Source organism: Prauserella flavalba (genome assembly GCF_003202235.1).
Lineage (GTDB): Bacteria > Actinomycetota > Actinomycetes > Mycobacteriales > Pseudonocardiaceae > Prauserella_A > Prauserella_A flavalba.
In genome coordinates this window covers 1,277,450-1,299,304 of record NZ_MASU01000005.1, presented here as the reverse complement: position 1 = coordinate 1,299,304, position 21,855 = coordinate 1,277,450, and the positions used below count along the sequence as shown (strand labels likewise).

Annotated in this window: 21 protein-coding genes; 6 read left to right on the top strand and 15 right to left on the bottom strand. The window is 73.9% G+C overall.

The window, feature by feature from the left end; genetic code table 11:
• Together BA062_RS13675 and BA062_RS13670 are read right to left on the bottom strand one after the other, a co-directional pair.
• The gene (locus tag BA062_RS13675; protein ID WP_110336422.1) at nt 1-900 is read right to left on the bottom strand and encodes an LLM class flavin-dependent oxidoreductase; all 900 of its coding nucleotides are present in this window, start codon (nt 898-900) and stop codon (nt 1-3) included.
• Nucleotides 893-3,151 (bottom strand): LLM class flavin-dependent oxidoreductase, encoded by a 2,259-nt coding sequence (locus BA062_RS13670; protein WP_110336421.1) that lies wholly within the window; start codon nt 3,149-3,151, stop codon nt 893-895. The genes BA062_RS13675 and BA062_RS13670 overlap by 8 nt, the downstream gene beginning before the upstream one ends.
• 80 nt (nt 3,152-3,231) lie before the next feature.
• Here BA062_RS13670 and BA062_RS13665 point away from each other — a divergent pair, with 80 nt between their 5' ends.
• The gene (locus BA062_RS13665) at nt 3,232-3,711 is read left to right on the top strand and encodes a MarR family winged helix-turn-helix transcriptional regulator (protein ID WP_110336420.1); all 480 of its coding nucleotides are present in this window, start codon (nt 3,232-3,234) and stop codon (nt 3,709-3,711) included.
• Here the strand turns inward: BA062_RS13665 and BA062_RS13660 are convergent.
• Nucleotides 3,706-6,435 (bottom strand): ATP-binding protein, encoded by a 2,730-nt coding sequence (locus BA062_RS13660; RefSeq protein WP_342768905.1) that lies wholly within the window; start codon nt 6,433-6,435, stop codon nt 3,706-3,708. The genes BA062_RS13665 and BA062_RS13660 overlap by 6 nt on opposite strands.
• Nucleotides 6,436-6,494: 59 nt before the next feature.
• On the bottom strand, nt 6,495-7,397 hold the full coding sequence (locus BA062_RS13655; protein WP_110336418.1) for an alpha/beta hydrolase: 903 nt from the start codon (nt 7,395-7,397) through the stop codon (nt 6,495-6,497).
• 29 nt (nt 7,398-7,426) lie between these two features.
• Here BA062_RS13655 and BA062_RS13650 point away from each other — a divergent pair, with 29 nt between their 5' ends.
• Nucleotides 7,427-8,041 carry a TetR/AcrR family transcriptional regulator gene (locus BA062_RS13650; protein ID WP_245959810.1) on the top strand — a complete coding sequence of 205 codons (615 nt, stop codon included), beginning with the start codon at nt 7,427-7,429 and terminating at the stop codon, nt 8,039-8,041.
• Nucleotides 8,042-8,053: 12 nt separating this feature from the next.
• Here the strand turns inward: BA062_RS13650 and BA062_RS39810 are convergent, their stop codons facing one another.
• The 5 genes from BA062_RS39810 to BA062_RS13635 all read right to left on the bottom strand — a co-directional run bounded on the left by BA062_RS39810 (nt 8,054) and on the right by BA062_RS13635 (nt 11,645).
• Nucleotides 8,054-8,218, bottom strand: a complete 165-nt coding sequence (locus BA062_RS39810) for a hypothetical protein (protein WP_168213944.1) — start codon at nt 8,216-8,218, stop codon at nt 8,054-8,056.
• A gap of 389 nt (nt 8,219-8,607) precedes the next feature.
• Nucleotides 8,608-8,775 carry a hypothetical protein gene (locus tag BA062_RS39805; RefSeq protein ID WP_168213943.1) on the bottom strand — a complete coding sequence of 56 codons (168 nt, stop codon included), beginning with the start codon at nt 8,773-8,775 and terminating at the stop codon, nt 8,608-8,610.
• Nucleotides 8,776-8,980: 205 nt separating this feature from the next.
• Nucleotides 8,981-9,985 carry a zinc-dependent alcohol dehydrogenase gene (locus BA062_RS13645; protein ID WP_110336416.1) on the bottom strand — a complete coding sequence of 335 codons (1,005 nt, stop codon included), beginning with the start codon at nt 9,983-9,985 and terminating at the stop codon, nt 8,981-8,983.
• A gap of 17 nt (nt 9,986-10,002) precedes the next feature.
• Nucleotides 10,003-10,653, bottom strand: a complete 651-nt coding sequence (locus BA062_RS13640) for a response regulator (protein WP_245959808.1) — start codon at nt 10,651-10,653, stop codon at nt 10,003-10,005.
• A 5-nt stretch (nt 10,654-10,658) separates the two neighbouring features.
• On the bottom strand, nt 10,659-11,645 hold the full coding sequence (locus BA062_RS13635; protein WP_110336414.1) for a sensor histidine kinase: 987 nt from the start codon (nt 11,643-11,645) through the stop codon (nt 10,659-10,661).
• A 176-nt stretch (nt 11,646-11,821) separates the two neighbouring features.
• Between BA062_RS13635 and BA062_RS13630 the strand changes: the two genes are divergently transcribed.
• From BA062_RS13630 to BA062_RS13620, 3 genes are read left to right on the top strand one after another with little or no spacing between them, the layout of a single operon-like run.
• Nucleotides 11,822-12,718 (top strand): SPFH domain-containing protein, encoded by an 897-nt coding sequence (locus BA062_RS13630; protein ID WP_110336413.1) that lies wholly within the window; start codon nt 11,822-11,824, stop codon nt 12,716-12,718.
• Nucleotides 12,719-12,762: 44 nt separating this feature from the next.
• A complete protein-coding gene (locus BA062_RS13625; protein ID WP_110336412.1) occupies nt 12,763-13,221 on the top strand; it encodes a CBS domain-containing protein in 459 nt (152 codons plus the stop codon).
• Nucleotides 13,222-13,261: 40 nt separating this feature from the next.
• A complete protein-coding gene (locus BA062_RS13620; RefSeq protein ID WP_110336411.1) occupies nt 13,262-14,548 on the top strand; it encodes an ArsB/NhaD family transporter in 1,287 nt (428 codons plus the stop codon).
• Here the strand turns inward: BA062_RS13620 and BA062_RS13615 are convergent, their stop codons facing one another.
• The 4 genes from BA062_RS13615 to BA062_RS13600 are packed head-to-tail and all read right to left on the bottom strand — an operon-like array spanning nt 14,549 to nt 19,311.
• The gene (locus BA062_RS13615; protein ID WP_110336410.1) at nt 14,549-15,517 is read right to left on the bottom strand and encodes an ABC transporter substrate-binding protein; all 969 of its coding nucleotides are present in this window, start codon (nt 15,515-15,517) and stop codon (nt 14,549-14,551) included.
• A gap of 1 nt (nt 15,518) precedes the next feature.
• Nucleotides 15,519-17,261 (bottom strand): ABC transporter ATP-binding protein, encoded by a 1,743-nt coding sequence (locus BA062_RS13610; protein WP_110336409.1) that lies wholly within the window; start codon nt 17,259-17,261, stop codon nt 15,519-15,521.
• On the bottom strand, nt 17,258-17,512 hold the full coding sequence (locus tag BA062_RS13605; protein ID WP_110336408.1) for a hypothetical protein: 255 nt from the start codon (nt 17,510-17,512) through the stop codon (nt 17,258-17,260). The genes BA062_RS13610 and BA062_RS13605 overlap by 4 nt, the downstream gene beginning before the upstream one ends.
• Complete coding sequence (locus BA062_RS13600) at nt 17,509-19,311, bottom strand: ABC transporter ATP-binding protein (protein ID WP_110336407.1); 1,803 nt, start codon at nt 19,309-19,311, stop codon at nt 17,509-17,511. The genes BA062_RS13605 and BA062_RS13600 overlap by 4 nt, the downstream gene beginning before the upstream one ends.
• 163 nt (nt 19,312-19,474) lie before the next feature.
• Here BA062_RS13600 and BA062_RS13595 point away from each other — a divergent pair, with 163 nt between their 5' ends.
• On the top strand, nt 19,475-19,831 hold the full coding sequence (locus BA062_RS13595; protein ID WP_110336406.1) for an ArsC/Spx/MgsR family protein: 357 nt from the start codon (nt 19,475-19,477) through the stop codon (nt 19,829-19,831).
• 14 nt (nt 19,832-19,845) lie between these two features.
• Here the strand turns inward: BA062_RS13595 and BA062_RS13590 are convergent, their stop codons facing one another.
• Together BA062_RS13590 and BA062_RS13585 are read right to left on the bottom strand one after the other, a co-directional pair.
• Nucleotides 19,846-20,808 (bottom strand): zinc-binding dehydrogenase, encoded by a 963-nt coding sequence (locus BA062_RS13590; RefSeq protein ID WP_110336405.1) that lies wholly within the window; start codon nt 20,806-20,808, stop codon nt 19,846-19,848.
• Between the two features lie 72 nt (nt 20,809-20,880).
• On the bottom strand, nt 20,881-21,828 hold the full coding sequence (locus tag BA062_RS13585; protein WP_110336404.1) for a helix-turn-helix transcriptional regulator: 948 nt from the start codon (nt 21,826-21,828) through the stop codon (nt 20,881-20,883).
• Nucleotides 21,829-21,855 lie beyond the last annotated feature (27 nt).

Genomic DNA, 21,855 nt, shown 5'->3' with positions numbered 1-21,855 from the left:
CTACCCTCGTCGTTCGGCGGCGACCAGCTCCCTCGTGGCGGGCGCGACCTCCGACGCGAACAGCTCGGTGGCGTACTCGTCGTCGGTGGCCAGCACGAAGCCCGTGATGCCGTGCTCCAACGTCAGCCCGGCGAGCTCCTCGGCCCACTGGTCCGGCGGGCCGTTGAGCAGCGACGTGCTCGTGTCGCTGAACCGCCCGTTGAGGTTGAGCAGACGCCGCACGTCCGACGGCGAGCGCCCGGCCGAGGTCGCCGCCTCGTCGATGCGTGCGTTCAGGTCGGCGAGGTCCGAGGGGCCGCCGGGCAGGTACGGCAGCGAGGGCAGCCACCCGTCGGCGGCGCGGCCGGTCAGCGCCAGCATCCGGGGCTTGTAGGCACCGACCCAGATCCCGATGTCGTGTGCCGGGGCCGGGCCGCGCTTCGCGCCGTCGGCGGTGTAGTAGTCGCCCTTCACGTGCACGCCGCCGGGCCGGTCGGCGGCCCAGAGCTGCCGCATGATGGCGATGGCCTCCTCCAGGGCGGCCACCGCCTGCGCGGGGGAGAGCCTGCGGCCGCCCATCGCGTCGATGGCGTCCCAGAACGCGCCCGCGCCGAGGCCCAGCTCGACTCGCCCTCCGCTGAGGAGGTCGAGGCTCGCTGCGCTGCGGGCCAGTACGGCGGGCTGCCGCAGCGGCAGGCTGAGCACGTTGCCACTGAGGTGGATCCGCTCGGTCCGCGAGGCCACATAGGACAGCAACGTCCACGTGTCGTGGAAGCGCGGCTGGTAGGGATGGTCCTGGAACGTCACGAGGTCGAGGCCGGCCCGGTCGGCCGTCACCGCGAGGTCCACCGCGTGGTGGGCAGGCGAGACCGACGGGGTGACGAAGGTGCCGAACAGCAGGTCGTGTCCGTAGTCAGGCATGGGTTGGCTCCTTGGTCGTGCTCGGGGTGATGTTGAAGTTGTCGCGGAAGACGTTGTCCGGGTCGTAGGCGGCCTTGAGCTCGCGCAGCCGTCGCAGCGTCGCGGGCGGGAAGGCGTCGGCGAGCCGCTCCGGCCGGGTATCGGTCTCGAAGCTGAGGTACAGCCCGTCGACGTGCTCGGCGAGCCGGTCCCACGCGGCGTCGACCCGCCGGCGGTCCACGCCGAAGGTGGTGACGGAGAAGTTGGCCGACCGGTGGGCGTACGCGGTCGCGTCCGGGGGCACGTCGGCCACCGCGCCGCCGACGGACCTGATCTGGAAGAAGTAGACGGCGCCGCCGCGGATGAGCCGTTCGGCGTCGGCGGCGAACTCCGGCGTGATGTGCTCGGCGAAGGCGGACCTCGTGACCGGCTCTCCGCGGCCGTCGTGCGCGTCGGGGCTCGCGTTCGCCATGACGGAGGCGTAGGAGGTGAGCACCACCGACTGGTCGTAGAGCGGGCCGATCTCCGCGAGCGGACGTAGCCGGTCGAGGATCGTCTCCGGGTCGGCGGTGTCGACCATCGCCATCAGGTGCGCCATCGGCGGCCTGCCACGCCGGGGCGGGCTGACGAGCAGGAAGCTCGTCACGTCCCGCGGCGCGGCCTCCTGCGCGGCGCCCCAGCGGTGCAGCAGCCCGGCCGTGTCGCTCGCGTCGAACACGAGCTGGGCCCAGCCGACGTCACCGACCTCGTCGGCCTCGAACTCGAACGAGGTGACGATGCCGAAGTTCGCCCCCGCGCCGCGAACGGCCCAGAACAGGTCCGGGTTCTCGTGGTCGCTCGCGCGGACCACGGAGCCGTCGGCGAGCACCATCCGCACCGCGCGCAGGTGGTCGATCGTCAGCCCGTGCTTGCGGGCGAGGAACCCGAGCCCGCCCGCCGTGGCGAGCCCGCCGACGCCGACGCCGCCGTAGTCGCCGGAGGTCAGCGCCAGCCCGTGCGGCGCGAGCGCCGCGGCCACATCCATCCACCGCGCGCCGGGTCCGATGTGGACACGGCGGCGGGCGGGATCGACCACGTCGATCGAGTCGAGCCGGGACACGTCGAGCACGATCCCACCGTCGTTGGTCGAGCGCCCGCTGATGCCGTGCCCGCCGCTGCGCAGCGACAGCGGCAGGTGCGGGTGCGCCCGCGCGAAGGCCAGCGCCTCGGCGACCTCCTCCTCGGTGCCCGGCCGCAGCACCAGCCCGGGCGCGCCGCCCCGCAGGTAGGTCGACCTCACCTCGGCGTAGCCGACGTCGCCCGGCTCGATCGTGGTGTCCGCCAGCGTCTCGGGCAGGTCGTCGTAGGCGATGCCCTCCCGGCGCCTCGCCCGGACCGCGGCGCGCCGGAGCGGCCGCCGGAAGGCGCCCGGCAGCTCCCGCTCGACAGCCTCCCGCAGCGCGGGGGCGACCTCGCCCGCGAACCGTTCGAGGGTCTCCGCGTCGTCGGTCATGAGAATGAACGTGCCCACGCCGTCGTCCACGACGAGCGGCAGCAGCTCCTCGACCCACTTCTCGCCGGGGCCGCCGAGGAAGTCGCCGGAGACGTTCAGCAGGCGCCGGATCTCCCTCGGGTCCCGGCCCGCGGCCACGGCGGCCTCGTCGATGCGCCTGTTGCCCTGGGCGAGCTGTCCCGGCCGCAGCAGCTGGTGTGTGACCACCCAGCCGTCGGCCTTCTCACCCAGCAGCCGCAGCATGCGCGGTTTGGCCGCACCGAGCCACAGTGGCACGTCGTGGGCCGGTGCGGGTCCGCGCGCGGCGCCGTCGACGTGGTAGTGCTCGCCGTGCAGCCGGACCGGGCCCTCGCCCGTGACGTCCCACCTCGCCCGGATGAGGTCGATGGCCTCGCTGAGCGCGGCGACCGACTCGCCGGGGGAGAGCGTGCGCCCGCCCATCGCGCCGATCGCCTTCCAGAACGCGCCCGCGCCCAGTGCGAGCGCGAGGCGGCCGCCGGACAGCCGGTCCAGGCTCGCCGCGGCCCCGGCCAGTACGGCGGGGGCGCGCAGCGGAAGGTTGAGCACGCCCGGCGCGAGCGTCACGCGCCGGGTGCGGCCGGCGAGCCAGGTCAAGAGCGTCCAGGCGTCGAGGTGGGCGGGCTGGTACGGGTGATCCTGGATGGTGACGAGGTCGAACCCGAGCTCCTCGGCGCGCGTCGCGAGCGACACCACCTGTCCGGGGTCTCTGGCCGAGGGGGTGAGGAACGTGCCGAAGGTCAGCGCATGACCGTAGTGCATCTCTCGCTCCTTAGGTTGATGCGTCAACCATGTTAGCGCGGTCAGGTTGACGCATCAACCTGCCGGGTTACGCTGGGGGCATGGCTACTTCCGGGCTCTCCGCGCGCCAGGCCGACGTGTGGGCGCGCTACCAGTCGATGCGGGTGCGGCTGGCCGGTCAGCTCAACCGGGAGCTCGCCGCGTGCTCGGGCCTGTCGGAGGCCGACTTCGAGATCCTCACCGCGCTGCTCGACACCCCCGGTGAAGCCGTGCGGGCACTCGCCCTGCGCTGTGGCCTCGGCTGGGAGAAAAGCAGGCTGTCCCACCAGCTGCGGCGCATGGAGCAGCGCGGGCTCGTCACGCGGTTCGACTGCGCCGAGGACAACCGCGGCACCGTCGTGCAGATCACCGAACTCGGGCGTGAACTGGCCGAGGAGGCGACGGCGCACTACGAGCAGGCGGTGCGCAGGCACGTCGTCGACGCGCTCACCAGGGACCAACTCGACGCACTCGGCGACATCGCGGATGCCGTGCTCGGCGGGCTGCCCCGCCACGAGCCGGACGGGCCGGGACGGTCATGACGACCCGAGCTGCCGCCGGGATCGCACGCCGAGCTTGCCGAAGATCCTGCTCAGGTGCCATTCGACGGTGCGCGGGCTGATGAAGAGCCGGGCGCCGATCTCCGCGTTCGACAAGCCTTCCCTGACCAGCCGGACAACCTGTGCCTCCTGCGCGGTCAGCGCCGTGCCCGGCTCACCGGGGTGCTGCCGGGCCGCCGCGCCGGTGGCCCGCAGCTCACGGGCGGCGCGGTCGGCGAAGCCGGCCATCCCCATCGCCGCGAACAACTCGTGCGCCCTCCGCAGCTGCTCGCGGGCGTCGAGGCGACGGCTCTCCCTGCGCAGCCACTCGCCGTAGACCAGGTGCGCCCGCGCCAGCTCGCTGCGGACCCGCGTGCGGCCGAGCCGCTCGATGGCTTCGCGATACGCCTCTTCCGCCGCGGTTCCGCGGGACAGCAACGCACGGGAGCGGGCCTGGATCCCCAGCCCCCACTCGGTGCCGCCGGCCTGCGTGGCGGCGGTGAGCCAGCGGAAGCTCTCCTCGGCGCGCTCGGGTGTGCCGCATCGCGTCGCAGCCTCGATCAGCTCCACCGACGCCCAGGTGGAGAACCACGACTCCTCGGGCGGCTCGCTCGCGCGCTCGGCCCCGGCCAGCGCCTCGCTGTAGTGGCCGCGGGCGTTGTCGACGAGCGCGCTCGCCCACCACGCCGTGCTCAGCGCGATGCCCTCGCCGCGCGACAGCGCCTCCTCGCGCGCGCGCCCGGCGAGCCGTCCCGTCTCCTCCCGGTCGCCGCGCCACGCGGCCAGCAGCATCGCCCCGTACGGCGCGAGCTGGGTCCCCGCCGCCTCGGTGACCGCCTCGACCTCGTCCTGCAGGGCCGCCGCCTCGGTGAGCTCGCCCGCGAACAGGTGGATCAGCAGCCGTGAGCTGAGCGCGAACGGCAGCACCGTGAGCGCACCGGTGTCCCTGGCGACCCGGATGTGTGTCGCTGACAGCTCATCCCACGTCTCGAACCGCCACAGGTCCCTCGCCACGCGACAGAACAGCCAGAACCACCGCAGGTCGTCCTCCCCGCCGTGGGCGCGGAAGGAGTCGAGGGCGCGCCGCAACGGGGCGCTGCCCTCGGCGAACCCCTCGGTGAAGCGGACCGCCAGTCCGTCGAGGAGCAGGTCAACCGGGCGCGAGCTGGGCGCGGGCGGTGCGTCGAGGGCCGCCTGCGCCGCTTCCCGCACGCCCACGCCGTTGGCGAGCGGGCCCGCGAACAACGCGGCGTCGAGCGCCTCCAGGCACGTCTCGCGAGCCAGGGCGGTGTCGAGCGACTCGAGCCGGTGCGCCGCCTTGAGCAGCAGGCCGGGCGCGTCGCCGCTCTTCCGCACCGAGAACGCGATCTGGGCCCGCAGCAGGTCCACCCTGGCGTGGTGCAGCTCGTCCAGGTGCCCCGACTGCGCGACGGCCAGCAGCCCCGACGCCGTGTCCGGTGCGCCGGCGTCCAGCGCGGTGCGCGCCGCCGCAAGCGCACGCCGGGACCGGTCCTCCGGTACCTCCGTCAGCTCGACGGCGCGTTCCAGGAACGCCGCGGCCGCCGCCAGCCCGCCACGGGCCCGCGCCCGCGCGGCACCGCGTTCCAGCGCCGCGGCCACGGCCTCGTCCGGCCAGGCGACGGCCTGCGCCCGGTGCCAGGCCAGCCGGTCCGGGTCGGCCGCGGGGTCGGTCGCCTGCGCGAGGGCGGCGTGGGCGCGCCGCCGGTGCGCCGCCGACGCGCCCCGGTACACCGCCGAGCGCACCAGCGGATGCCGGAACCGCACCCTGGCGCCGAACTCCACGAGACCGTCAGCCACCGCCGGCTCCGCCTCGTCCATACCGAGGCCGAGCCGCCCCGCCGCGCGCCAGAGCAGCACCGGATCACCGAGCGGGTCCGCCGCCGCGACCAGCAGCAGCCGGCGCGTCCGGGCACCGAGCGCGCCCAGTCGCCGCTGGAAGCTCTCCTCGATCCGGCTCGGCAGCGTGCGTCCCGGCAAGCCGAACCCGCCGGCCAGCTCCGCGGGCGACATGGCCTTCGGCAGCTCCAGCAACGCCAGCGGGTTGCCGCCGGTCTCCGCGACGATCTGGTCGACGACGCGCTCGTCCACCGGTGCGCGCAAGGCCGACAGCAGCAACGCCCGCGCCTGCGCGGGCGGCAGTCCCTCCACCGGCAGCTCGGCCAGCCCGGCGAGCCCCGCGCCCTCGGCCGTCTCCCGCGTGGCGAACACGAGGGCCACCGACTCGGCGAGCAGACGGCGGGCCACGAACGCCAGCGTCCGCGCCGACGCGTGGTCCAGCCACTGGACGTCGTCGACGAGGCACACGAGCGGGCTTTCCCCGGCGGCGTCGGCGAACAGGCCCAGGACGGCCAGCCCCACCAGGAACGGGTCCGGCCGCCTGCCCGCGCTGAGCCCGAAGACGGTGCCGAGTGCCTCCCGCTGGGGATCCGGCAGGCGGTCCAGCCCGCCGAGCAGCGGCAGGCACAACTGGTGCAGACCGGCGAACGACAGCTCCCGCTCGGCCTGCACCCCGGCGGCCCGGGTCACCTGGCAGCCGGACGTGTGCCCGGCGAGGTGGTCCAGCAGGGCGGTCTTGCCGATCCCCGGTTCGCCGCGCACCACGAGCGTCCGGCTGCGGCCCGCGCGCACGTCGGCCAGCAACCGCTCCAGCGTCTCGCGTTCCGCGCGGCGGTACCGCGGTGCCTTCATACCGTCGCTGGCGGTCAACGAGCCCCCGTTCCTGGCGCCTGTACCGGTTTGTTATCGCAGGCGCCTGGCCGAAGGTTTCACTCGCGGCCGAATGCGACGATCAGCTCGGCCAGGCGGTGGGCGCCGGGAGCCTCCACGGGGTAATGCCCGGCCCCCTCCAGCAGCACCAGCTCCTTCGGTGCGGCGAGGCGGTCGAAGAAGCGCAGGCTGACCTCCGTGGGCGTCCACCGGTCCTCGCCGGGATGGGCGAGCACGAACGCCGGACCCGTCGCGTGTTCGGGCTCCACGCCGGGCGCCGAGTCGAGGAAGCTGCGCAGGAAGCCCAGCGGCACCCGGTTGCCGCCGCCGAGCCGGTCGCGCAGCACCAGGCTCGTCAGCGCTGGATCGTTGCTGATCGCCCCCATGTTGGTGACCCAGCGCAGGGGCACCCGCAGGTAGCCGAGCGGCCCGGCGAGCACGCGCAGCGCCGCGCGGGCGGCGGAGCCGAGCCAGGCGAACCGCGAGATGTGCTTGCGCGCCACCGGGTCCCTCGGGTCGAACAGGCAGGTCACCAGCACGCGGTCGGCGAGCCCGGTCCGCGTCGCGGCGTCGTATGCCAGCAGCCCGCCCATGCTGGCGCCGACGACGACGAGCCGCCCGGCGTGGTTCTCCCGCTCGGCGCGCAGGAGGTCGCAGACGAGCGCGACCCAGTCGGGGTAGCGCACGGCGGCGCGCCGTGGAACGCGCGTGTGCCCGTAGCCGGGCAGGTCGGGGACCACGACGTGCAGTCCGTGCCGCGCGGCGTAGGCGGCGTAGGGCCACAGGGCGCCCGCGTGCCCGCCCGCGCCGTGCAGCAGGAGCACCCGGACGGGTGCCGCGGGATCGCCCACGCGCTCGAGATGGACGTCGGCATCGCGCCACCGCCACCACGTGGACTCCCTGTGCGGCAACGGGTTCGCGCGCAGGTCCTCGGGCAGCCGGGCGAGGTAGGCTTCGTGCATGACCTCGATCCCAGCGGGTGCGCGGGCCCGTGACAACTCGCGTTAGGACGATCATCGACACGCCCCGGAAAAGGCCGCGCCAGCAGCGGTCCCGCGAGACCGTGGAGGTGGTGCTGGAGGCGGCTGCTCAGGTTTTCGAGCGCGAGGGCATCTCCGCCACCACCAACCGGATCGCCGAACGCGGTGGTGTCTCGATCGGCACGCTCTACCAGTACTTCCCGAACAAGCGGGCGCTGCTGCACGCGCTGGCGGAGCGCCATCTCGACGAGGCGGGGGAGCGGCTCGAGGCGCTGCGGGCGGAGCTCGCCGCCGCGCGCCCCGACTGGGCGGCGACCGTGCGGCTGATCGCGGACGCGGTGACCGGGCTGCACCGGGATCGGCCCCGGCTGCACGCGGTGCTCTACGAGCACACGCCACGCACGCCGGACGGCGTGGAGCGGGTGCGGGCGCTGCACGAGGCGCTCGCCGTGGAGCTGGCCGCGCAGCTCCGCCGGTGCGGCCGCGGCGGCGCCGACCCGGAGCACATGGCCGCGCTGCTGGTGCACGCCGTGGACGCCCAGCTGCACCGGGTGCTGCTCGGGGCCGCGTCGGCGGCCGACGATCTGGCCCGCACGATGCTGGCGCTCAGCCCCGCCGGGGACTGAGCGCCAGTGCCGTCACGACGGCTGCTCGCCGTCGGACTGCTCGGCGGAACCGTCCGCCGTCACGGCGGAAGGCCACGGCTGCGAGGACGTGCCCCGGATGATCCGGTCCTTCTCGACCCGGACCCGGTAGGGGTTCGCGATCTGCCGGAACTGCGCGGCGGTGTCCGTGTGCTCCATTCAACCTCCTGCTCGTCGGGGACCGGCCCGGCCGGTCCGCACGCCGCCGATCGGTCGCCGCGGACAGGAACGCATGGGACCTGTCACCAGCGGCAGGAGCGCCCCGGCCGGAGGGCCGACGGCTCGGGCGCCCGCGACCGGGCGCCGATTCCGCCATCCTAGTCGCTGATCACCCGATCGGGTCTCACGGGTCACGCCCCGCCCAGCTCGTTGAGGTGGTCCGCGACCTTGCGCACGGCGGCGGGGTTGCGCGGCCCCTGCACCAGCTCGGCGTAGTCGAGCACGAGGACCCCCGTGCTCGACCGCGCAGACGTGCCGCAGCGGCGGGAAGCTCTCCAGGAACGCGTGCTTGTCCGCGGCGCTGGCTGGGGCGTAGTCGTTGATGACGATCACGTCGGGGTCGCGCTGCACGACCGTCTCCCGCTGCGTGGCGGTCCAGCTGTCGGCGAGGCGGCGTAGCGGCCGCCGGTGAACGGCTGGTCGGTGCCCGAGTCGTCGAGGAACGCGGTGGGGTGAGGCCGGTCGTTCGGCACCGCCGCCTCGGCGTCCCGCACCACCTGCCGTACCCGGCGATCAGCTGTTCGCCGCCGTTGTGGCAGGACTCACTGAGCACATAGGACGGTATGCCCAGGTCGCCGAGGTGCCGGGGCGTGAGCCCGGTGTCCTCGCGGAAGCCGTAGTTCCAGCCCGCGTGCACGAAGGTTGTCGTCCATGATCGTCGGGCAGCCGCGGTGAGGGTGCCAATCCGCTGTGACGTGGACGTCAGCGGCGCGGGTCCACGTGGATCTTCGGCCCCGGCCCGGCTCCGGCGGGCCGGTGCCCCGCGAGCACCGCCGCGACGTCGCCGAGCCCGACGGTGGCCGCCACGAGCGGGCGTGGGTCCACCGTGCCGCCGGCGTAGTGCTCGATGGTCCGGGCCAATGCGGGCGACGCGCTCAGCACCCCTACCGCGGTGACGTCCTTCAGCACCAGCGCCCGCGTGTCGAGCGTGCTCGGGCTGCCCGCGATCCCCACGTACACCACGCGCCTGCCCGGCTCCACCAGCTCCACCGCGCGGGCGGGCAGCGCCGGGGCGTTCGAGGCGTCGATCACCGCGTCGAACGCCCGCCCGGGCACCGTGTCGCCCGCCTCGAAGCCGAGCGAACGCGCGAAGGCGAGCGACTCCTCCGTGCGGCCCAGCAGGTGCACCTCCGCGCCGGCGGCGCGCGCGAACATCGCCGCCAGCAGCCCGATCGTGCCGGGGCCGAGGACGAGCACGCGGTCGCCCGGCCGCAGCCGCGCGGCCTCGACGGCGCGCAGCGCGTTGCCGCCCGGCTCCACCAGCGCGCCCAGTGCCGGGTCGACGGCAGGGGGCAGCGCGTGCAGCGCGGTCGCGGGCACGGCCAGCCGCTCGGCGAGCGCGCCGGGCCTGCCGCCGCGGATGCCGATCTCGGCGCGGAACTCGCACACGTGCCCGCGTCCGTCGCGGCAGCGCGGGCACCGGCCGCAGCCGAGCATCGTGTCGCCGGTGACCCTGCGGCCGAGCCACGCCGGGTCGGTGCCCTCGCCGAGCGCGGTCACCGTGCCCGCCCATTCGTGCCCCAGCCGCATCGGGAAGCGCGCGTGCCCGTCGTGCAGATACTGCATCTCGCCGGTGAAGAACTCGACGTCGGTGCCGCACACCCCGGCGCGCTCGACGTCCACCACCACCTCGCCGGACGCGGGCACGGGCGCGGGCACGTCGTGGACGGCAGCCGCTCCCGGGGCGGTGACCACGAACGCCCGCATCGTCGGTCCCGGGCTCGTCACGGTTCGACGAGCCCGACTCTGATCGCGTAGCGGGTCAGCTCCAGCCGGTCGCGCATGCCCAGCTTCTGCAGCACGTTGGCGCGGTGGCGGTCCACCGTCTTGGCGCTGATCACGAGGATGTCGGCGATCTCCTTGGTGGAGTTGCCCTCCGCGATGAGCTTGACGATCTCCTCCTCCCTCGGCGTGAGGATCGTCTCCGGCAGGCGCCCGCCGTCCCGGTTGCGCTGCAGGTATTCGCGGATGAGCGACGTGATCGCGCCCGGGTACAGGAACGGCTCGCCCCGCATCGCGGCGCGGCACGCCTCGATGAGGTCCCGGTCGGCCACCGACTTGAGGACGTAGCCGGACGCGCCCGCCTTGAGCGACTCGAAGAAGTACTGCTCGTTGTCGTACATGGACAGCATCAGGATGCGCACCTTCGGCGCCCGCCGGGAGATCTCCCTGGCGGCCTGGATCCCCGTCATCCTCGGCATCGCGATGTCCAGCACGGCCAGGTCGACGCCGTCGGGGTCCGCCGCCTCGATGGCCTCGGCGCCGTCGGGTGCCTCGGCGACCACCGTCAGGTCCGGTTCCGCGTCGAGGATCAGCCGCAGCCCCCTGCGGACGAGGGCGTGGTCGTCGGCCAGCAGGATCCGGGTCGGTGCCACGGCGGTCACCTCGCCTCCGCCGTCGCCTGCGGCAGTGCCAGCGTCACCCGCGTGCCGTCGCCGGGCGCCGAGTCGACGGTCAGCCGGGCGTTGATGAGCAGTGCCCGCTCGCGCATACCCCGGATCCCCGCTCCCTCCTTGATCTCGGCGCCGCGACCGTCGTCGGCGATCGTCAGCGTCAGCCTGCCCCGCTCGCGCCGCAACGACAACACCACCCTGCTCGCGCCGGCGTGCCGGGCGACGTTGGTCAGTCCCTCCTGCGCGATCCGGTAGACGACGAGCTCGGCCTCCTGGCTGAGCCCGGCCAGCGCGCCGTCGACCCTCCGCGTCACGGGCACCCCGCTCGCCTGGGAGAACTCACTGCTCAGCGCCGTGAGCGCGCTGGCGAGACCCAGATCGGTCAGCACACCGGGACGCAGCCGCCTCGCCACCACTCGCACCTCGTCGAGGCACGCCCGCACCGACTCCTGCGTCTGGTGCAGCTCCTCCCGCAGGTCCTCGGGCGCGCGGTCGACCGTGCGCTTGAGCCCCAGCAGCACGACGGTGAGGCTCTGCCCGATCTCGTCGTGCAGTTCGCGCGCGATGCGTTCCCGCTCGCCCTCCTGCGCGGCGAGCGCGTGCGCGCTGCTCTCGCTGCGCTCGGCCTCCAGCCGGTCGAGCATCGCGTTGAACGTGTCGATCACGTGTGCCAGGTCGCCGTTGTTGTTGCGCGGCAGGCGGTTCCCGGTGCGCAGCAGGTCGACGCGCTGCATCACGGAGGTGAGCGCGTCCAGCGGCGCGAGGCTCGACCGCACCAGCAGCGCGTTCGCGGTGAGGATCACCGCGAGCCCCAGGATGAGCACCGGCACCTCGGTGATCAGCACCGGGGAGGACACGGTCGCCGGCGACAGGGCGAGCACGAGGGTGCCTACCGCGAACACCAGCCCGTTGATCGTCACCAGCCGACGGAACAGCCCCCTTGGCGCCGATCGCGGCGTGTCGCGGTCTCGCATGACTCCCAGGGTCGCCGCCGGCGCCGGCGGCGTCCATCCGGGGTGCCTCGCACGTGGCCGCGCCGGCGTACACAGCGGACCCCTCCCGAGATGGGTGCTGGACCCGATGGTGCCGGGCCCCGCGGTCGCGGAGAGTCGGGAGGACCGCAGCGCCACGGCATCCGGGAGGCGAACGCATGACCACGCCGGCGGAGCCCCGGCAGAACCCCGCCACGGCCCAGACCTCGATCACCGAGGGCACCTCCGGTGGCTGGGTTCTCGGCGCCGTGCTGGTGACGCTGGGACTGTGCCTGTCGCTGCTGCGGGTGGTCGGCGAGGGACAGCGGATGGTGCTGCTGCGCTTCGGCAAGGTCGTCGCCGTCCGCGGCCCCGGGCTCGTCCTGGTCCTGCCCGTGCTGCGCCGCGGGGTGCGGGTCCCGCTGGGCGCGACCCGCGTCGACCTGCTGTGGATCGACGCCGTCACCGCCGACGGGGTTCCGGTGACCGTGAACGGCTCGCTGCTCGCCACCGTCACCGACCCCGCCACCTACATCGCCGCGCCCCGCTCACCCGGCGCGATCGAGGCCGTCGCCGCCGACCAGGTGCGCGCCTTCGTCCGGCGCCGCGAGCTCGCGGCGCTCGCCGGACCGTCGCGGGACGCGCTCGACGCCGTGACCGGGCGCATCGGCGACCGCGTGCGCGGGTGGGGCGTCGAGGTGGACGGGCTCGAGCTCTCCCGGGTGGAGGTCCGGCTCGGCGACGAGCTGATCGGCTGGGCCGCGCGCCGGCCCGGCCCCGAGCGGAACGGAGGAAAGTCCACAGTGGACGCCACCAGCAACCGGTTCCACGGGATCGGCACCCTGCACCAGATCGTCACGCACGGCGGCCAGCGCCTCGGGCTGCTCGTCGACGAGGACGGCCGCAGCCACGTGGCCGTCTACGCCGGCGAGGACCCCGACGTGCCCGCGCAGACGATCGTGCTCGAACCCGGCGAGGCCGACCGGCTCGCCGACCTGCTCCACACCCGGTCCGTCTCCGACCGTCTCGCGGACCTCGAACGCCGTGTCCTCGAGCTCACCAGGGAGGCGAGATGACCACGCTGGGAACACTGAGCCGTCGTGCGCTGAGGAATGGTGCCATGCAAGCACACGAGATCGCGGTCAACGTCCCGACCGTGACCGTCGACGACCCGGTCGCCAAGGCCGTGCGCGTGATGGCCGTGGGCAGGCTGCCCGGGCTGATCATCGTGGACGAGTTCATCCGGCCCCGGATCGTGCTGCCTGGCACGCAGGTGCTGCGCCTGCTGGTTCCCGCGAGCTACCAGGAGGACGCGGCGCTGACCCGCACCATCGACGAGGCCCACGCCGACGAGTTCTGGCGTGAGCTGGCCGGGCTCACGGTCGGTGACTGCCTGCCGCGCCAGCCGCCCCGGCTCGTGACGGTGTCCCAGGAGGCCACACTCCTGGAGGTGGCGGCGCTGATGGCGCGCACCCACAGCCCGCTGGTGGCCGTCACCGGCGCCGGCGGCACCCTCGCGGGCGCGGTCACGCTCGACCGGCTCGTCACGAGCCTCGCCCTGTCCGGACTGGAGGACTGAGCGTCATCCCGCCCGGACACCGAACCCCGGGGTGTGACCGTTGAGTGCCGTCCTCGCCCTCGCGATCTTCGTCGTCGCGTTCTTCTTCATCGCCACGGAGAAGGCCAACAAGGTCGCGGTGGTGCTCATCGCCGCGGGCGCGATGGCCGTCACCGGCCTCATCCCCGGGTCGGAGGTGTTCTTCTCCGAGCACGAGGGGATCGACTGGAACGTCATCTTCCTGCTGCTCGGGATGATGATCATTGTCGGCATCGTCAAGCAGACCGGGCTGTTCGACTACCTCGGCATCTGGGCCGCGAAACGGTCCCGCGGCAAGCCGTACCGGCTGATGGTGATGCTGATGCTCATCACCGCCATCGCCTCGCCGTTCCTCGACAACGTCACCACGATCATGCTCGTGGCGCCGGTGACGGTGGTGGTGTGCAACCGGCTCCGGATCCCCGCCCAGCCCTACCTGATCGCCGAGATCCTCGCGTCCAACATCGGTGGTGCCGCGACGCTCATCGGCGACCCGCCGAACATCATCATCGGCAGCCGCGCCGGGCTGACCTTCACCGACTTCCTCGTCCACATGGCGCCGATCGTGGTGGTGATCTTCGCGTTCTTCGTGCTGTTCACCCGGTTCCTGTTCCGCAGGTCGTTCCAGCACGAGTCCGGGCACCTCGACGAGGTCATGGCCCTGCAGGAGAAGCGGGCGATCACCGACCCGAAGCTGCTCGTGCGCTGCCTGGTGGTGCTCGGTGGCGTGATCACGGCCTTCGCGCTGCACGCGGTGGTCCACATCGAACCGTCGATCGTGGCGCTCGTCGGCGCGGGCGTGATGGTACTCGTGGCCGATGTGGACCTCGGCGACGTGCTGCGCGAGGTGGAATGGCCCACGCTCACGTTCTTCATGGGGCTGTTCGTCATGGTCGCCGGGCTCGTCCACACCGGAGTCATCGCCGACATCGGCACGTGGGCGGTGGACGTGCTGGGGGACAACTACTTCGCCGCGGCCACGAGCCTGATCTTCGGCTCGGCCGTGCTCGGCGCCTTCTTCGACAACATCCCCTACGTCGCCACGATGGCGCCCATCGTGGAGGGTGTCGTCGCGCAGGCCCCGGACCCGCAGACGGGCCAAGCGCTGTGGTGGGCCTTCGCGCTCGGCGCCGACTTCGGCGGCAACGGCACGGCCGTGGCCGCGAGCGCCAACGTGGTCGCCATCGGCATCGCCGCCAGGACCGGGCACCCCATCAGCTTCTGGCAGTTCACCAAGTACGGCATCGTCGTCACCGTGCTCAGCACCATCCTGGCGTGGGTGTACGTGTGGCTGCGCTACTTCGTGTGACTACCCGCTGATCCGCGACCACAGGCGCCCGGTGTCGGCCGCGGTGGCGGTTCTCCCGTCCCCGAACAGGACGGCGTCGAGGTCGTGGAGCATCCACGCGAGATTCAGCGTGCCCGAGCCGTACCAGGCGCCGAAGTCCACCGGGGCGGTGATCGCGCCGCCGGTGTCCAGCAGTGGCGCGCCACCCGAGGTCAGCGGGTCGCGCCCGATGGAACCGACGAGCGAGAGCACGATGTCCGCGCGGTGCTCGGCCAGCCGCTCACGGGAGACGAGTTCGTAGCCCCACTCGTCGCCACCGTCCCGCTGCGGGGCGGGCCGGGTGAACCCAAGCTGCGCCAGCAGGCTGCCCAGCGCACGCCCGCTGCCGTATGCGCAGGCCTGCTCGCCGCAGCCGGACAGCACGGACACCGACGCCCCCGCGTGCTCGGACGCGGCGACGCGGCCCGCCAGCGCACGGACCTCGGCGGTCAGCCGCCGGGTGAGCGCCCCGGCGCGTTCCCCGCGCCCGGTGACCCTGCCCAGCAGGGCCAGCTGGTCCTGCCACGGCAGGTTGTCGTCGGTCAACAGCACCGGAGCGAGTTGCTCGAGCTGCGCGCGTTGCTCGTGGTGCGCGGGGAAGTCGGTGCCCACGATCAGCGCGGGCGCCGCCTCGGCGACCAGTTCGGGGCGCCGGGGCGGCACGAGTTCCACGCCCGCGTCCTCCAGCAGCGTGCGTGAGGCGGTGACGATCTCGTCCCCGGCGTAGGCGGTGCGCGCGGCGTGGGTCGGGGTGACGCCGAGGGAGAGCAGGTGCACCGCGCTGGCCTCGTCGAGCGCCCAGATCGCCTCGGCCGTGACCGGCACCGTCACCTCGCCCGCCGCCGAGCGCACGGTGACCTCCGGTCCGGCCGCCCGCCCGTTGCCGGCCTCGCCCGGGCCACACGCCGCGACGGCCAGCAGCGTCGCCGCCGCGGCGAGAACGCGCCGCACCTCAGCTCACCTCCAGCCGCCAGGAGCGAGCGTGGTCGTACTGCCGGTAGAGGCGGGCGAACAGCCCTCCGGTGGTCCGCAGCCGCGCGGGCGGGCCCGCCTCGGCGACGTGCCCGTCGTCGAGCGCGACAACGTGGTCGGCCGCGTCGAGGGTTGCGGGCCGGTGGGCGATGACGAGCACGGTGCGGGTGCGGTCGGCGGCGAGCCGCGCGATGGCCTGGCTGACGGCTCGCTCGTTCTCGGGGTCGAGCGCGGACCCGGCTTCGTCGATGAGCACGATGCCGGCCCGCTTCAGGAACGCGCGGGCGATCGACACGCGCTGGCGCTCGCCGCCGGAGAGGCGCGACCCGCCTTCCCCGACCCTGGTGTGCCAGCCCTCGGGCAGGCGGTCGATCACCTCGTCGAGGCGCGCGGCACGTGCCGCCTCGACGAGCTCCTCTTCGGTGGCGCCGGGCCTGGCGATTCGCAGGTTCTCCTCGATGGTGTCGTCGAAGAGGTAGACGTCCTGGAACACCACGGCGATCGAGTCCAGCAGCGTCCGCTGGTCGAGCTCGCGCACGTCGACGCCGCCGATGCGGATCGCGCCCTCGCCGGTGTCGAAGAACCGGGCGATCAGCCGGGTCACCGTGGTCTTGCCCGAGCCGGAAGGGCCGATGAGCGCCGTGGTGCTGCCCGGCGGGCACGTGAACGACACACCGCTGAGCGCGGGCCTGGTGCCGCCGGGGTAGGTGAACGTGACGCCGGCCAGCTCGACCGACGTGCCGGGCGCCGTGGTCACCGGCTCGGCGGGCTCGGGCAGCGGGGGAGTGGCGAGCAGCGCCCCGACCCTGCCGACGGCGTTGTCCATGGCGTGCAGGGCGCCGATCAGCTCGACCAGGTTGCCGAGCGGTTCGAGGAACCGGACGGCGAGCACCAGGACGGCGACCACGTCGGCGACGCCGAGCGTGCCATCGAGCAGGAGGAGCGCGCTGAGGACGAGGATCGCGACGAAGCCCGCCATGACCACGGCGGTGTAGGTGAGGTCGGGAACCGTGGAGCGCCGCAGCCCCTGCCGGTACACGGTGCGGTGCTCGTCGAGCGCGGCGCGCAGCCGCACCGTGCCGGTGGCGCCCTGGCCCGCGGCCCTGAGCACCGGCTGGGCCTGCCCGAGCTCGATCGCGCGGCCCGCGATGTCCGCGGCCGCCCGCTCCAGCTCGACGTCCGCGATGGACGCGATCCGCCCCGCGCGGCGCAACGCGAGCAGGGCGAAGGGCATGATCGCGGCGAACAGCAGCGCGACGCGCCAGTCGACCGCGGTCGTGACGCCGATGATCGTGAGCGGGGTGAGTGTCGCGGTGATCGCGGGCCCGCCGATACTCACGGCGAGGTTGCCGATGTTGGCGGCGTCGGCGGTGGTGGCGCGCGCGAGGCGGGCCCTGTTCTCGGGGGTGAACCAGCCCAGCGGCAGCGTCGCGGTGTGGTCGATCAGCCGTTGCCGCAGCTGCCCGGCGAGGTCGGAGCTGGCGGCGAACCCGACCGGCGTGGCGGCGACGGTGAGCGCGCTGTGGGCGGCGAGCCCGGCCGCGGCGGCGATCAGCCACGGTGCCGCGGCGGCGAAGTCGGGCTCCGGCCGCAGCAGCGAACCCAGGATCGGGATCAGGGAGCCGAGCAGCAGTCCCTGCAGTACGGCCTGCACGGCGTTCAGCCCGCCCAGTCGCAGCAGCAGGCGCGGCTGCGGGACCAGCCGGTAGAGGTGCCGGATCACGCGGCCGCCCCCGCCCAGGCGCGCCGGAGCCGCGCGTAGACGCCGTCCGCGGCGATCAGGTCGGCGGCCGGGCCTGCCTCCACCACGCTTCCGTCGCGCAGGACGACGATCGTGTCGCCGGGCCCGGCGATGGCGACGGTGAGCCCGCAGGCGAGCCGGTCCAGCACCGATTCCGGCCTCGTGCCGGCGACCACGGCGAGCGAGGCGCCGGGGAGGCGCGGCAGTATCGCGAAGGGACGGTGGTAGGTCATGCCGGTGCTCCGTTCTGCTGGGCGGCCCACATCCGGGCGTAGCGGCCGCCGGTGGCGATCAGTTCGTGGTGGGTGCCGCGCTCGGCCAGCCGCCCGTTTTCGAGGACGAGGATCTGGTCGGCCCCGGCGATGGTGTGCAGGCGATGAGCGATGACGATCACGGTTTTGCCCGCGATCAGCCGGGACAGTGCACTGTGGACGGCCGTCTCGCTGTCCGGGTCGAGTGACGCGGTCGCCTCGTCGAGCACCACGATCGGTGCCCGGGAGAGGATCGCCCGCGCGATCGTGAGCCGCTGACGTTCGCCGCCGGAGAGCCCGCCGCCGTCACCGAGCACGGTGTCGTACCCGTTCGGCAGCCGGTCGATCACCTCGTGGACGTGTGCGGCGCGCGCGGCCACGCGCACCTCGTCGTCCGTGGCGCCGGGCCTGCCGATGCGGATGTTCTCGGTCACCGTGTCGCGCAGGAGCATGACGTCCTGGAACACCAGCGACATCGACGACAGCAGGGCTTCGGCGGACATGTCCCGAACGTCGACCCCGCCGATGCGGATGGCGCCACCGGTGACGTCGTAGAACCGTGGGAGCAGGGAGGCCACTGTGGACTTGCCCGCGCCGGAGGGGCCCACGAGCGCGGTGATGGTGCCCGGCTCGCATACCGCGCTGAGGTCGCTGACGGCGTCGGTGCGGCCGTCGTAGGAGAACGTCACCCGGTCCAGTTCCAGCCGCGAGCCCTGCGGGCTGAGCGGCCGGGCGGGCTCGGGCAGCGGCTCCCTGCCGAGCAGAGCCTCGATGTGCTGTGCGCACACCCTTCCCTTGCGCAGGGCCTGCGTGCCGTGGATGGCGGGATTGATCGACGTCGGCAGGCCCACGCCGACGATGAGGAACGGCAGCAGCTCCGGCATGGTCAGTGCTCCGGTGTGGACGAACACGAGGCCGGTCGCGCCGAGGATGCCGAGCAGCGCCATCTCGGAGGCCAGCACGCGCGCCGCGGCGGTGCTGTACCGGGTTTCGGCCGCCCACGCCGCGAGCGCCGCGGCCTGCTCGCGGACGGCCTCGCCGAAGCGCTCCAGCACCCGCCCGCCGGTGCCGAACGCCTTGACCACGCCGATGCCGTCGGCGTACTCGACGCTCGCCGCGCTGATCCGCGACTCGGCCGCGATGAGCCGGGTCATGTGCAGCGTCATCGAGCGCATGGCGATCCGGTAGCAGATCCCGAGCAGCGCCAGGGCCCCCGCGGTGACCAGCGTCATCGGCACGTTCACGAAGGCCAGGTAGGTCAGCCCGACCACCACGGCGGTCGTGGCGCCCACCAGTTCGCCCAGCGTGTGCGCGATCAGCTGGTGCATCTCCTCGAGGTCGTTGGTCATCCGCTTCTTGACCGACGCCGAGCCGTTGGCGCGGAACCAGCCCAGCGGGAGCGAGCCGAGGTGTCGCACCATCCGCACGCGCAGATGGTGCAGGCTCCGGGCGTCGGCGTAGTGCCCGAGCCGGGAGGACGCGAAGACGAGCAGCAGGCGCAGTCCCGCCCCGGCGGCGCCGACGGCGACCCAGGTCCAGATCGCCGTCGCGGAGTACCCGCCTGCGAGGGCGAGGCGGGCGATCTCGGCGACCGCGGCGTAGGGCACGAACCCGGATGCGGTCGCGAGCGCGGACAGCGCGGCGCACCCCAGCAGGTGCGCCCGCACGGGTGCGAGCAGCCGGGCCAGCGCGCCCGTGCGGGCCAGCCCGGCGTCGGCGGCCGAGGGTTGCTTGGCGGGTTCCGGCCGTGGCGTGGCCGGCCGGGCCTCGGTGATGGTCATGGTCCTCCGCAGGTCGACGACGGTACGACTGACCGTCAGTCAGTTCACTGTATGAGGTAAGGCTCACCTAGGCAAGAGCGGGAACGGGGGCGGCGCGCGGCACGACGGGTCGCGGCTAGGATCCCTTGACCCCGCACCGAACCCGCACGAAGGATCCGCGTCGATGGAAATCTGGATCAACCCGGCCTGCTCCAAGTGCCGTTCCGCGCTGTCGCTGCTGGACGCCGAGGGAGCCGACTACACGGTGCGGCACTACCTGGAGGATCCGCCCACAGTGGACGAGCTGGCCGCCGTGCTGACGCGCCTGGGCTTGGAGCCGTGGGACATCGCCCGCCTCGGCGAGCCCGTCGCCGCGGAGCTGGGCCTCGCCTCGTGGGCGCGTGACGCGGATCAGCGCGGCCGGTGGCTGGAGGCGCTGGCGGCGAACCCCGGTCTCATCCAGCGGCCCATCATCACCGCGGACGACGGGACGACGGTGGTGGCGCGCACGGAAGACGCCGTGCGCTCCATCCTGCCGTAGCCGGGGTCCCGCCGTCACGGCAGCAGGACCACCTTGCCCTGGACGGTGCGCTCCTCCAGCGCGGCGTGCGCCCTGGCCGCCTGTTCGAGGGGGAACCGGCTGATCAGCGGCACCAGCCGGTCGGCGGCGGCCTCCCGCAGCGCCCGCGCCCGCAGCTCGGCCCAGTTCCCCAGCATGCGCGGGTTGAGGGCCCACGTGGCGCCGAGCTGCCGCTCGATGAGGTCGGCCGTGTCGAGCCGGGTCGGTTCCCCGGACGACCAGCCGTACAGCAGGATGCGCCCGCCGGGGCCGAGCAACTCCAGTGCCTGCCTGCCCGTGGTGCCGCCGACGCCGTCGAACACCACGCTCACCCGCCTGCCGCCGAGCGCGGCCCGGACCCGGTCGGTCCACCCCGGATCGCGGTAGTCCACCGCGAACGCGGCGCCGAGCGCGCTGACGCGGGCGGCCTTCTCCGGCCCGCCGGCCGCACCCACGACGGTGACGCCGGCGCGGACGGCGGCCTGCACCGCGAGCCCGCCGATGCCGCCCGCCGCCGAGAGCACCAGGAGCACGTCGCCGGGCGTGAGCGCGGCCTGGTCGAGCAGTCCCAGCGTGGTCGCGCCGGTCGAGTCCATCGCCACGGCGACCGCGGAACCGACGCCGTCCGGTACCGCGCGCAGGGAGCCCACGTCGGCGACGGCCCGCTCCGCGTAGCCGCCGTTGACGTCGGCCAGCACCCGCCGGCCCACCCAGTCGCCCGCCACGCCGTCTCCGACGGCGGCCACGACACCGGCCACCTCGCCGCCCAGCACCACCGGCAGCCGCGGCGGCTCGTGCGGGCCGACTGCGCCGCCCCGGCGCAGCCGGGTCTCGATGACGTGCACCCCCGCGGCCTCGACGTCGATCAGCACCTGTCCTTCGCCCGGCGCGGGGTCGGGCGCGTGCTCGAGTCGCAGCTCCTCGGCTTCCCCGTAGGCGTGCAGCCGCACCACGCGCATGCGCCAACCCCTCGTCTCGATCGCCGAACCGCGCCCCAGCCTTCACCCTCGACCTTGGTGGAGGTCAAGCGCTCACTGCCGGAGCCGCGCACCGAAGCGCCGGCCTGCCTCGGCGAACTCGGCGGGTTCGTGGATGGTGAAGTCGGCGTCGAGCGACGCGAGGGCGGGCAGCAGCCAGTGCCAGGAGTCGAGCAGCAGTTCGGCGCGCGTGCGGTCCCCGTCGACGGAGGTGAGCTCGGCGTCCTGGTACGTGAACGCGTCGGCCACCGCCGTCACCGGAGCGTCGATGGTCAGGACCACCCGGCGCCGGTCTTTCGCGAGCCCCTGCCTGAGGTAGTCGATCCCGGTTCCGGCGGGCAGCGGGCGGCGGGCGAAGCGCGCGCTCTGCTCGCGCAGGTCCGTGATGCGGTCGGTGCGGAAGACCCGCCAGTCGCCCCTGCCGGTGTCCCACGCCAGCAGGTACCACCGCAGGTTCAGGTGGAGCTGGCGGTGCGGCTCGACCCGGCGCGTGCTGGTGGCTCCCGTCGCCGCGGTGTAGTCGAACGTGACGACGTGCTCGTGGTGGATCGCGCCGGCGAGCGTGCTCAGCGTCCCGGCGCTCGTACTCGGGGCGCGCATCGGCGTGGTCTCCAGGCTCGCGCGCAGGGCCGCCGCGCGGGGGCGGAGCCGCTTGGGCAGGTACTGGTCGACCTTGCCGTAGGCGCGGGTCGCCGCGTCGTCGATGCCGCCCTCGCCGGCGTCGCCGATCGCGGCCAGCGTCGCCAGGCCGAGGAGGGTGGCGATGGCCTCGTCGTCGTCCAGCAGCAGCGGCGGCATGGCACGGCCCGCGGCGAGGCGGTAGTAGCCGCCAGGGCCCGGCCGCGTCTCGACCGGGTACCCGTAGCCCCGGAGCCGGTCGACGTCGCGCCGCAGCGTGCGCGGGGTGACGTCGAGCCGGGCCGCGAGCTCGTCGCCCGGGAACTCCCGGCCCGTCTGCAGCACCGCCAGCAGGGCGAGGACGCGTCGCAGCACATCGGCCATGCCTCCATTGTCGGCCTGATCGCGGAC

What these genes read in the sequence shown, in the direction of transcription:
- BA062_RS13675 (WP_110336422.1), bottom strand. Translation starts at nt 900, where the DNA reads ATGCCTGACTACGGACACGACCTGCTGTTCGGCACCTTCGTCACCCCG.
- BA062_RS13670 (WP_110336421.1), bottom strand. Translation starts at nt 3,151, where the DNA reads ATGCACTACGGTCATGCGCTGACCTTCGGCACGTTCCTCACCCCCTCG.
- BA062_RS13665 (WP_110336420.1), top strand. Translation starts at nt 3,232, where the DNA reads ATGGCTACTTCCGGGCTCTCCGCGCGCCAGGCCGACGTGTGGGCGCGC.
- BA062_RS13655 (WP_110336418.1), bottom strand. Translation starts at nt 7,397, where the DNA reads ATGCACGAAGCCTACCTCGCCCGGCTGCCCGAGGACCTGCGCGCGAAC.
- BA062_RS39810 (WP_168213944.1), bottom strand. Translation starts at nt 8,218, where the DNA reads ATGGAGCACACGGACACCGCCGCGCAGTTCCGGCAGATCGCGAACCCC.
- BA062_RS13645 (WP_110336416.1), bottom strand. Translation starts at nt 9,985, where the DNA reads ATGCGGGCGTTCGTGGTCACCGCCCCGGGAGCGGCTGCCGTCCACGAC.
- BA062_RS13635 (WP_110336414.1), bottom strand. Translation starts at nt 11,645, where the DNA reads ATGCGAGACCGCGACACGCCGCGATCGGCGCCAAGGGGGCTGTTCCGT.
- BA062_RS13630 (WP_110336413.1), top strand. Translation starts at nt 11,822, where the DNA reads ATGACCACGCCGGCGGAGCCCCGGCAGAACCCCGCCACGGCCCAGACC.
- BA062_RS13625 (WP_110336412.1), top strand. Translation starts at nt 12,763, where the DNA reads ATGCAAGCACACGAGATCGCGGTCAACGTCCCGACCGTGACCGTCGAC.
- BA062_RS13605 (WP_110336408.1), bottom strand. Translation starts at nt 17,512, where the DNA reads ATGACCTACCACCGTCCCTTCGCGATACTGCCGCGCCTCCCCGGCGCC.
- BA062_RS13600 (WP_110336407.1), bottom strand. Translation starts at nt 19,311, where the DNA reads ATGACCATCACCGAGGCCCGGCCGGCCACGCCACGGCCGGAACCCGCC.
- BA062_RS13595 (WP_110336406.1), top strand. Translation starts at nt 19,475, where the DNA reads ATGGAAATCTGGATCAACCCGGCCTGCTCCAAGTGCCGTTCCGCGCTG.
- BA062_RS13590 (WP_110336405.1), bottom strand. Translation starts at nt 20,808, where the DNA reads ATGCGCGTGGTGCGGCTGCACGCCTACGGGGAAGCCGAGGAGCTGCGA.
- BA062_RS13585 (WP_110336404.1), bottom strand. Translation starts at nt 21,828, where the DNA reads ATGGCCGATGTGCTGCGACGCGTCCTCGCCCTGCTGGCGGTGCTGCAG.